The organism is Eubacterium sp. An3, assembly GCF_002159465.1.
GTDB lineage: Bacteria > Bacillota > Clostridia > Lachnospirales > Lachnospiraceae > Anaerobutyricum > Anaerobutyricum stercoris.
In genome coordinates, this window is sequence record NZ_NFIR01000053.1 from 1 (window position 1) to 9961 (window position 9961).

The 9961-nt window shown below is 35.1% G+C and carries 11 protein-coding genes; 10 read left to right on the plus strand and 1 reads right to left on the minus strand.

Features of this window, described 5'->3' with window-relative positions; translation table 11 throughout:
• The first annotated feature begins 244 nt into the window (after nucleotides 1-244).
• The 4 genes from B5F87_RS21100 to B5F87_RS19385 all read left to right on the plus strand — a co-directional run bounded on the left by B5F87_RS21100 (nucleotide 245) and on the right by B5F87_RS19385 (nucleotide 3135).
• Entirely contained in the window at nucleotides 245-406 is a 162-nt protein-coding gene (locus B5F87_RS21100; protein ID WP_158097112.1) for a hypothetical protein, read from the plus strand.
• A gap of 62 nt (nucleotides 407-468) precedes the next feature.
• A complete protein-coding gene (locus B5F87_RS19375; protein ID WP_087284119.1) occupies nucleotides 469-1242 on the plus strand; it encodes a Rad52/Rad22 family DNA repair protein in 774 nt (257 codons plus the stop codon).
• Between the two features lie 15 nt (nucleotides 1243-1257).
• On the plus strand, nucleotides 1258-2169 hold the full coding sequence (locus B5F87_RS19380) for a DUF5688 family protein (RefSeq protein ID WP_087284122.1): 912 nt from the start codon (nucleotides 1258-1260) through the stop codon (nucleotides 2167-2169).
• A 39-nt stretch (nucleotides 2170-2208) separates the two neighbouring features.
• Nucleotides 2209-3135, plus strand: coding sequence for a DUF932 domain-containing protein (locus B5F87_RS19385; protein ID WP_087284125.1), 927 nt, complete (start codon nucleotides 2209-2211; stop codon nucleotides 3133-3135).
• 83 nt (nucleotides 3136-3218) lie between these two features.
• Here the strand turns inward: B5F87_RS19385 and B5F87_RS19390 are convergent, their stop codons facing one another.
• Nucleotides 3219-3500 carry a helix-turn-helix transcriptional regulator gene (locus tag B5F87_RS19390; RefSeq protein WP_087284129.1) on the minus strand — a complete coding sequence of 94 codons (282 nt, stop codon included), beginning with the start codon at nucleotides 3498-3500 and terminating at the stop codon, nucleotides 3219-3221.
• 148 nt (nucleotides 3501-3648) lie between these two features.
• On the opposite strand from B5F87_RS19390, the gene B5F87_RS19395 reads away from it, so the two are divergent.
• From B5F87_RS19395 to B5F87_RS19420, 6 genes are all read left to right on the plus strand, one after another.
• A complete protein-coding gene (locus tag B5F87_RS19395; RefSeq protein WP_087284131.1) occupies nucleotides 3649-5898 on the plus strand; it encodes a hypothetical protein in 2250 nt (749 codons plus the stop codon).
• A gap of 17 nt (nucleotides 5899-5915) precedes the next feature.
• The gene (locus tag B5F87_RS19400; protein ID WP_087284136.1) at nucleotides 5916-6962 is read left to right on the plus strand and encodes a hypothetical protein; all 1047 of its coding nucleotides are present in this window, start codon (nucleotides 5916-5918) and stop codon (nucleotides 6960-6962) included.
• A gap of 16 nt (nucleotides 6963-6978) precedes the next feature.
• Nucleotides 6979-7704 (plus strand): hypothetical protein, encoded by a 726-nt coding sequence (locus B5F87_RS19405; protein WP_087284139.1) that lies wholly within the window; start codon nucleotides 6979-6981, stop codon nucleotides 7702-7704.
• A gap of 533 nt (nucleotides 7705-8237) precedes the next feature.
• Nucleotides 8238-8585: a nucleotidyltransferase domain-containing protein gene (locus B5F87_RS19410; RefSeq protein WP_087284142.1), complete on the plus strand. Its 348-nt coding sequence runs from the start codon at nucleotides 8238-8240 to the stop codon at nucleotides 8583-8585.
• An 80-nt stretch (nucleotides 8586-8665) separates the two neighbouring features.
• On the plus strand, nucleotides 8666-9079 hold the full coding sequence (locus B5F87_RS19415) for a hypothetical protein (RefSeq protein WP_087284145.1): 414 nt from the start codon (nucleotides 8666-8668) through the stop codon (nucleotides 9077-9079).
• A complete protein-coding gene (locus tag B5F87_RS19420) occupies nucleotides 9063-9458 on the plus strand; it encodes a HEPN domain-containing protein (protein ID WP_087284147.1) in 396 nt (131 codons plus the stop codon). The genes B5F87_RS19415 and B5F87_RS19420 overlap by 17 nt, the downstream gene beginning before the upstream one ends.
• Nucleotides 9459-9961: the final 503 nt, after the last annotated feature.

Consider the following 9961-nt stretch of genomic DNA (forward strand, 5'->3'; position numbering starts at 1 on the left):
CCAGATCAGTATGAAAAAGAATACTATGCAGCATTAGATGAAAGAGCTGAAGCTTTAGCAGGGTAACTCAACATTAAAAGGGCATATTTAATTTGTACTTTTTCTTGACATAGGACCAGGACAAAAATCAGAGATCATCCTTCCGCATGATGCAGAACAGCTGGTAGAAACCTACGGAAAACTGGAAGAATCCATCCGTCATCTGAAAACACAGAAGGAAACCGTATCCAATCAGTTAAAAGCCATGCTGGGTGAACATGAAACAGGGCGGACAGAACATCATATCGTTTCGTGGAAAACCATAGTCAAACATACAACAGATGTGGATAAAGTAAAAGAGCATCTGGGAGAAGCCTATAAAGACTGCCTGAAAGAAAGCAGCTATCGAAAATTCTCTGTAGCATGATACGGTTTCTCTGTAAAAAGATGTCTTATGAGCAATAAAATATAAAAGAAAGAAGGGTCACGATGGCAGAAACAAAAAATGCAATCAATAAACCAAAGGAAATCCGCCTGCTCCGTGCCGACGAGATTGAATGCCGGGCCGGTATCATCCGCAGGAACGGCCTGTCCCTGCTATTATATAAAGACGCGCGGGTAGACCAGAACATTTTAGATGAGACTTTCGGCATCTATGGATGGAAACGGGAACATCGTTCCATCAATGGCCTGTTATTCTGTACCGTAAGTATCAGGGGTGCAGATGGGGAATGGGTCAACAAGGAGGATGTCGGTACTCCGTCTTATTCAGAATCAGAGAAAGGCGCCGCCTCTGATTCCTTTAAGCGGGCCTGTTTTAATATCGGTATCGGAAGAGAGCTTTATACGGCTCCCTTTATCTGGATTCCAGCAGATAAAACCAATATCGAAGAAAAAGACGGGAAGCTCCGGACACAGGACAGCTTTTATGTATCTTCTATCTCCTATCACCAGGAGCATCGCTTAATCTCTTCCCTGTCTATCTGCAACCAGAAGGGTACCGTGGTGTATTCTATCGGGGAGATTCCTGATGCTGTCGAAAAAGAATCCCGGCAGCCGGAACATTCATCAGCCAGGGGCTCAAAAAAGAAAGGCTTATCAAAAACCCGCCTTACCGCATTATCAAAAGAAATGAAACGGACCGGTGTTTCAGAATGGGATATTTTAAAACGGTACGATATCCATTCTCTGGCAGAGATGGACGAGGAAATTTATCTGCGGGCTATGGAAGCCTTGAAAAAGACCAAAGATAAAGCAGCATAGAGGGAGGGAAAGATCATGGATTACTATACATTTACTGACAAGTTGTTGGAAAGATTATCTAATGAACTTGGAAACAACTACCATATCCATCTGGAGGAAATCAGCCAAAATAACAGTACGGCCGAAGAAGGGTTTCTCGTCCAGAAAGAAGGAGAACCCATATCTTCAACATATTCTCTTGGAAAATATTATAACGATTATCTTGCCGGACAGACTATGGAAAATATCATAGGAAATATCCTTATAGAACATACCAAATTTGAGCAGCTCCTCTCCTTCCCAACTCCAAAGGAGCTGTCAGACTACAGCAGGATAAAAGACCGGCTTTATTTGCGGCTCATCAACCGGCAATGGAATAAAAAATATCTGAAAGATAAAATGTACCTTCCTTTCCTTGATCTGGCCGCCGTTTTCTGTATGGATATGCGAAATTTATCCGGTACAGAGCTGCTGGCAGAACAGACCGGGGTTGCCGTCCTCACTGAACAGTTCCGGCAATGGGACGTATCTACATTTACAGTATTCGTGGATGCCATACATAACATGGAGAAAAACGGAGATTTCGTCTTACAGAAGTTAGACGAGCAGGTATCAGATGCAAAGATTGGGACTGACAGTAAAGAGAATCTATCAGAACCGGAAATGTGGCTGATACGAGATGCGACAGAACAATACTTGAATGCTGCTGCCCTTCTCTTTCCTGCTTTACTGGAAAATGCCGCAAAAGTGTTTAGAAAAAGTTTCTACATTATCCCCGCGTCTGTCCACGAACTCCTTCTCTTGCCGGACGGGGAAGGATTGAAACCGAGAGAATTAAAACAAATGCTGGAGAAGACAAACCACACTCTCACTGCAAAAGAAGAATGGTTGTCCAACTCCATTTATCATTATGACGCAGAAATGAAAAAACTGTCCATCGCAGTTTAAAAAAATCAAAAATCATACTATGACAAGGAGGAATTATTTATGAAAACAACGACAAGAACGATATTTGAAAACCGCCGTACCGTCTGGGACGGCCTGGGAAAAGATGTGCGTGGTGCCAGTACAGCGGAAGAAGTTCTGGAATTGGCAGACCTTAATTGGCAGGTGGAACAAAAACCAATCTACACAGAAGATGGCATAAAAATACCAGGATACAGAGCAAATATCCGCGCGACAGACCAGTATGCTCTTGGTGTTGTCAGTGATAAATACAAAGTTGTTCAGAATCGGACGGCTTTTGCTTTCAGTGAGGAACTGTTAAAGCACGGGTTCCGTTATCAGTATGCCGGCGTCTTCCAGCAGGGACGGAAAACATGGGTATTGATCCAGATACCAGACCAATACATCATCAACGGAGAAAGAATTTGCAGTTACCTGGTGTTCCTGAACTCTCATGACGCCAGCAGTTCTTTTAAAATCGCCATCACACCAATACGGATGCTCTGTTCTAACATGCTCAACCTGGCTTTGGGAAACGCCAGACGGGTTTGGTCTTTTAAGCACAGCCGTAGTGTGGAAAACAATGTCCACGATGCACTGGAAACCATGGAACGAAGCGTAGATTATATGGAAGAACTGGGAATGCAGATTGAAAAGCTGGGAAATATCCCAATGGATAAAGAAGCGGTGGAACGGAATGTCCATCTCCTGCTCCCTGTGCCAGAACAGGCAACTGCTTTACAGGAACAGAATGTCAGGAAACAGCGAAAAGACATGCTGACCAGATTTTACGAAGCGCCAGACTTACAACATGTGGGATTCAATGCGTATCGTTTCATTAATGCCGTCAGTGATTTTGAAACACACAGCAGACCACTCCGGGAGACAGCAACCTACCGGGAGAATCTTTTTGAGAGGAGTCTGGATGGCAATCGGTTGGTGGATAAAGCGATGAAATTAGTAGGATAAAAGGAAAGGCCAACCCTATACATAATTTCACTCATGTGTAGGGTTGGCCTGGAATAAAATTAAATCTGTCATACAAAGTAACATTATTTTTTCATGGCTTCGATTAGAGCCAGTAAAGCTTGTATTTCTTCTTCAGTTAAACCAGATAAGTCAATCTCGTACTTTTTTTCTAATCCCAGAAGATAATCCGTAGATACATTAAATATCTTAGCTATGTGAATCAATATATCATAAGAAGGCAAACGGATGCCAGTTTCATAAGCACTGATAACAGATTTGGTGATTCCCAGTTTTTGTGCCAATTGAGCCTGAGTCCAATTTTTCTTTAGTCGCAAAGTTTTTAAATTGTTGCCCAAATCAACCATTACAAACCTCCTTTGTATTAGTTTACTATACAGGTTGTGTTTAATTGGTTGATTATATTTTGATTTAGTTGACTACGAAAACATAAGCAAGTATAATAAACTTGTTATTTATGGACGCTTACTACATAAAAAAGGGGGATGCGAGGGAATGAATATTCCAAAACAAATTGACGAAATAGTTTTACATCGACAAGAAAAATTACCTCAAATACAACAAATGAAAGAACGCTTGGAAAATGTAAATAATGTAATTCGGAAACTGGAAAAAGTATGTCAGGATGCAGCTTCTGAAAAGCCTCAAATATATGAATCGTTATTTAACCAATGTCCGGAAATAGCGGAAAATTTACGCCTAATAAATACAAAATCTTTTCGTCAAAGATATAAAAAAGTTCAGGAAACATTAAATCAACTGTATAACCGTTTTTCAAGAAAACAGATTCACATTAGTTTTGTTGGACGCGCCGGACAGGGCAAAAGTCTCGTTATGCAAAAAATAAGTGGACTATCGGGAGATATTATTCCTTCTTCTAAGGGTTCTGATTGTACAGGAACAAAATCAATTATAACAAATCAAGATACTACTGGGGTCCATGCTGAAATTATATTTTATAGCAAAAATGAATATAAAGATATCGTAAATAAATATATACAGGAGATTTTTGGAAAAGATACATATGAAATTAATTCCGTAGAAGAAATCTCTGTTTTGAAGCAATGCAACCTTGAAACTAAAGTAGAAAGTAATGCTCAAAAACAATCGCTCTTCCTACAACTTAATAAATATATAGAACATAGCGATGTTGTGCTTCCTCTATTAGGGACAACACAAACTATTCCAGCTGAAGAAATCGAAAGTTATGTGGCTCAATATAGTAATCTTGATAAGTCACATAAATATTACAAATATCTTGGGGTGAAGGTTGCCAATATCAAATGTCAATTTCCATTCAGTCAATGCGGAAAAATAGTATTAGTAGATACCATTGGATTGGGAGATACGGCTCTTGATATTCGTGAAAAGATGTTGTCAACAGTTAGTGAGGATAGCGATGTCATCGTTATGATGTCACGTCCGGACCCTCAGCGTTCTAGTGTTGCACAATATGATATTGATATAGTAAATGATATTGAAGCAAAGATGTCTTCAAAATATACAAATAAGATGTTATTTTGGATTATCAATCAAGTTAGTGAGGGAGAAGGAAAAAATATCGACAGCATACCAGAATTTTTATCCAGGCTAAAAAGAATGCGTAATTTCCCTGTTGCCGATTATCTGGTGGTAAACTGCAATGATAAAGATGAAGTTGAACATAAATTGTTAATTCCTATATTGGAAAAATTACCAAATAACTTACCACAGATGGATGAAATGCTTTTAAAGCAAGCTGAAAAACAATTATTGGACTTGCATATGGAATATCATGAAATTGCATTGAAAACTACGAAAGCATTTAATGCATCAATTAACCAAGATACAAAAAGAGAATTCGATTTAATAATTGACGCAACATATGAAAAGATGACCAATAATATTCGTGAGGCATATGTAAATGAGCCATATGGGAAATTGCGTACCCAAAATTGCAAAGAGTTTGAAAATACTGCTAAGAAAAAAATGAGGAATATATTATTAAATATTCCCACAAAACAAAAAATTCTTGAGTATTTGAATGATGGCTCTATTAATCAACATAATGCATATGAACGGTTGACAGATGAAATGCGACTATCTATTATTGATGACTTTTTAGAGTTAAATACAACACTTGAAAAATTAGTAACACAAATGAAACAATATATTGTTAATATTCTGGCAAATGAGAATAGTGGCAGATTGAAGTATATTATCGTTTCATCTCCTGATAATGCAGAAGATTGGTTAAAAGAATTTATCGAAATTACTAAAAACTACCCAAAATGCAAACTAATTACAGACGCTTTAGAAAAATTATCTGATTTTAATATGAATATGGAAAGTTTTTTGATTTATCGTGTTCGGGCACAGTTAGATGAGATAGATCTTAGTTTGCAAACACAAGGGCCTGTGTTACAAGGAAGTTTAGCAGAAAAGAATATTTTAGCAGATGATATTCATTTCTGGTTAGTTCATTATTTAGAAATTGTATATCAAAAAATTCAAACAGAATTAGCAACATTATACAGCTATCCTAATAGTACATTATGGGCAGTAATAAAAGATTTTTACGACCGTATTGTATATTCTAAAAAAGCAAAAACTTCTTGGAGATACATATATGAAGATTCAATTTCTCAAATTTGGAAAGATGAATACAAAAAATATCAATTGCAAAAAGGTATTACAGGGGATTGGAATACTTTGGCAGAAGAAATCCATAAATATGATAATAAAAATCTTTATCAATTTAATTAAATGGGGGTATACATAAGATGGAAAAAAACGATTTTACAGCACAGGTTTTAATGGTAGGAGGACGTCGTTGTGGAAAAACCAGTATATTGGCAGCTATGAAGGATAACTTTGAGGAAATATTTAAACAAACAGGTATGACTATGTATATGGGAGATTTTGATACTTTAGACGCACTAATTCAAAAAAGTAATGAAATGAAAGATTATTTTATAGGAATAAATAACCGAATGTTTGTTCCGGATAGTAATCCAACCGAAGAAGAAAAGACATATTCATTTCGTATAAATCTTGTAGGTAAAAATAGTGATATTATCGTAAAATTCGTAGATTATCCAGGTGAATGGATGACAGCTAAAAACCATAGAGAAACTTTATTAAAACATATGAAATTAAGTCGAGCAATAATTGTAGCGATAGATACTCCTCACATGATGGAAGAAGAAGGGCGATTTAATGAATATAGAAATTTTTGCCGTCGGACAGGAGAAATGTTAAAAATGGCTTTAAGTGATAAAGGTATTTCTTGGCAAAAAAAACTAATTTTGTTTGTCCCATTAAAATGTGAAAGATATTTGGAAGAGAGAAAAATGGAAGAAGTTTGTGCGAAAACAAAAGAATCTTATAAGGAACTGATTTATTTTCTTCAAAATGCTAAAATGAAATATGAGGTGGCTATTACACCAATATTTACAATGGGAGGGGCTATGTTTAGTCATTTTGAAAGAGATAATCTGACAAAAGAAATTATTGTAAATCGCGAATTTCATACACCAGAAAAAGCAATTTATTATTTTCCTGATGTAACAATAAAGGAACCAACTCCTAAATATTGTGAGCAACCAATTGTTTATTTGATGCGTTATATTGCAGAAATGATTGAAGAAAGAAAAAGAAATGAATATAATGGTGCAAATATTTTTGGTAAACTTGGCATAAAAATAGGAGAAAAATTTTTTGATATGGCATCTATTAATGATTATTTAGAATATAAGGAATTAATTAAACAGCGCATTAAAAAAGAAGGAGATGGATACCACATTATACAAAATCCAATGGGATTTTAACAGAGAGGAGAAATTTATGTTAATATTTTATTATTGTTCTTATGATGGATCTCCGACGGGTTTTCATATAGGTGTTATTGACGACTCTATAAAACAAAATAAATTGCAAAAATTGTCAGAAAAAAAATACAAGCATAGTCGATTTATATCTAATTGTTTAGAGAGTGGATTGGTGCGTAGTGGTTTTGGAAGAATTCCAAAAACTAGTAGTGATGAAACGCCAGCTTATTTTGTCTTAAAGAAAAAATTAGTAAATATTATAAATGATTGCAAATATTATATGAATATTGCCATTATTAGTTGGAAATGGGAAGAATTTTATAAATTAGTTAGTGGGGATTTATCTGAAGAAGAACTGGCTTCTAAGATTAGTAAGAGTATTATAATAAATAAAGAATGTTTTTTTGGATATGATATTGATATTTCTATGTTACATGAAATTACCACGCTATCCTTCAAAAATGTATGTAACATAACAAATAGTAATTGGATAAAACATATACAAGAAAATGATGTTATGTACTTGACATTATCTCAAAAAATGTCAGATTTAAGTATTTTAAAAGATTCTCTAGGACTTACATCAAAAGAAAAAGGATTTGGTCATATAGAAACAGAATCGGGGATAATGGTTTGTTACGAAAAAAAATCTTGTGCCAGCAGGATTCTAAAAATAGATTTTCTGCTGGCGATAATGGTAATAATTTTAGTGCTGATTATTCTTCTCCAAATTCTATTGTAAAACGGACATCTCCTTTAAAAAAATTTGGCAAACTTGGTGCTGAAACGTTCTTTAATGGAGTGCTAGGATTAAAAAAATTAGCAGATGATCTAAACGGTAAAAAAAATAAATAAATATATCAATTTGGTATAATTGAGTGGAAGAAGATGGTGAGCTCCATCTTTTTACAGAGTCGCAGATATGGTCTTCATATACGACTTTTTCAATAGTTGATATGTAAAGAAAGACTGATAGGGCCGTGGTAAATCAAAATCTTAGTTTATCAGTCTTTCTTCCATATCTCTAATATGTATTAATTGAATCTATTTTTTTGGAAAAATATGTCCATATTCTTCATCATCTTCTATATTTGAAATCTGTTAAGAATTATCGCTGTTTATGTTATAATTTTTTCTTCATTTTTCAGTTAATATTATTCTATTCGATTGCAAAAAGTCTTTATAATAAGCATGATAAAACCATATAGTAAATCCTAACATAGTGTGTTAAGATAAATTTGATTAAAGATTTTCTTTTTTTTAATAGGTGTCATCATGACAACAACCATCCATTTATTATTAAAAAAATATATAACAAAATTGATAGAAATATATGGCTCCCACATAAAATCAATCACACTCTACGGTTCTTATGCACGGGGCGATTATACCGAGGATTCTGATATTGATATAATGATTTTGTTGGATATTTCTGATATAGAGATAAAGAAATACCGACATCAGTTATCTGGCATGACTTACGATTTTAACATGGATTATGATTTGGATATCAAACCTCTGGCAAAAAGTGAAGAACATTTTAAAAAATGGCTGCCTGTGTATCCTTTTTATAGTAATATAGAAAAAGAAGGAATCTACTTATATCTGGCGGACTCTAAATAGTTAAAATTGTCAATAATATTAAAAATTAAAACAGGTATTTTAAAAATAGATACAACAATATTCAGAAGGCAGGTGATAGCATGACAACACAAGAATATTTGATGGCAAGGAAATCAAAAGACTGGAAATTTAATCGGGTGGTTAGTGATAATGCTTTTAAAAATGTAAACAGAATTCATCCATTAAAGCAAAAAATGGTAGCTCAAATTGTAGGTCAGGCGAAAAACGACCAGGCTGTTCGTCGTATCATTATTTTCGGCAGTTCCACAAGGTATGACTGTGATATCACCAGCGACTTAGATATCTGTATTGACTGGAACCAGGACTGCTATGATAAAGAAGGAGTACTAAAACCTTTTACTAAAAATATGAGACAGACGATTTCTTCTGTTACTAAAGGAAATGCAGATGTGGTCGATTATGCATATTTGGATGGTACTGTTCTTAAAGATTCTGTGGAGGAAGGAGTAATTGTCTATGAGCACAATGTATAACCGTTCTCTGGTTATGTTTGAACAATCTAAAAATGCATTGGGAAAAATAGCAAATGATGACGCTTATCTGGACGTGGCATGTTTTGAAGCACAACAGGCAATTGAATTTTTAATGAAAGCCATTTTAATGGAGTACGGTATCCCTTATAATAGAACACATGATATTCGATATCTGTTAAATCTATTAATAGAAACCGGATTTGAATTTGATAAACAAGATTCTTTAGATTTATTGGCTGATACCATTACCAATTGGGAGCAGGGAAGCCGCTATGGTAAAGGAATCAGAGTATCCGTCCAGACTGTACAAAGAGTCCATAATATTTATTTGAGTCTAAATGAAGCTTTTTTGAAGATGCAGGAAAAGAATAATCTATGAGAAGTCAAATAAAATACTATAAATCAAACATCTTCTAAATTCATAAAACATATTCAATAAATTATATAGTAGCGTGCCTCTTTGTTCCAACAATGTTCCAACAATATAGACTTATATTGAGTAACAGTAATCATCGGTGATTTCTAAGTGTATGCTCTGAGGACCGTATAAATAAAGGCTCTCAAAGGATTCAGATGTTTTTATAATACCCGATATAGCCTCCTTCCTGTTGCGTTTGGGACGCAGAGGCCGTGGGTTCGAGTCCCGTCGCCTCGACTACATTTTTAGAAGCCGGATAACCGCTTAGACAGTGGTTATCCGGTTTTTTATCTCTCTTTTTATTATTATAAATGAATTATATTTTTTCTGATTGTCTGTTTATTTGTAAACGGTAGATATCTCGTACCTGTACAAATCTGGAGCAAACCTGTATGATAAGGACAGATTTGCTCCAATCTTTCGCTCACTTCTCTTTTCCGGATTTCCGGCAGTTCGCCGGCAGG

Bases quoted from the DNA above. Each gene is read 5' to 3' on its own strand.
- B5F87_RS21100 (WP_158097112.1), top strand. From the start codon at position 245: ATGCTGGGTGAACATGAAACAGGGCGGACAGAACATCATATCGTTTCG.
- B5F87_RS19375 (WP_087284119.1), top strand. From the start codon at position 469: ATGGCAGAAACAAAAAATGCAATCAATAAACCAAAGGAAATCCGCCTG.
- B5F87_RS19380 (WP_087284122.1), top strand. From the start codon at position 1,258: ATGGATTACTATACATTTACTGACAAGTTGTTGGAAAGATTATCTAAT.
- B5F87_RS19385 (WP_087284125.1), top strand. From the start codon at position 2,209: ATGAAAACAACGACAAGAACGATATTTGAAAACCGCCGTACCGTCTGG.
- B5F87_RS19390 (WP_087284129.1), bottom strand. From the start codon at position 3,500: ATGGTTGATTTGGGCAACAATTTAAAAACTTTGCGACTAAAGAAAAAT.
- B5F87_RS19395 (WP_087284131.1), top strand. From the start codon at position 3,649: ATGAATATTCCAAAACAAATTGACGAAATAGTTTTACATCGACAAGAA.
- B5F87_RS19400 (WP_087284136.1), top strand. From the start codon at position 5,916: ATGGAAAAAAACGATTTTACAGCACAGGTTTTAATGGTAGGAGGACGT.
- B5F87_RS19405 (WP_087284139.1), top strand. From the start codon at position 6,979: ATGTTAATATTTTATTATTGTTCTTATGATGGATCTCCGACGGGTTTT.
- B5F87_RS19410 (WP_087284142.1), top strand. From the start codon at position 8,238: ATGACAACAACCATCCATTTATTATTAAAAAAATATATAACAAAATTG.
- B5F87_RS19415 (WP_087284145.1), top strand. From the start codon at position 8,666: ATGACAACACAAGAATATTTGATGGCAAGGAAATCAAAAGACTGGAAA.
- B5F87_RS19420 (WP_087284147.1), top strand. From the start codon at position 9,063: ATGAGCACAATGTATAACCGTTCTCTGGTTATGTTTGAACAATCTAAA.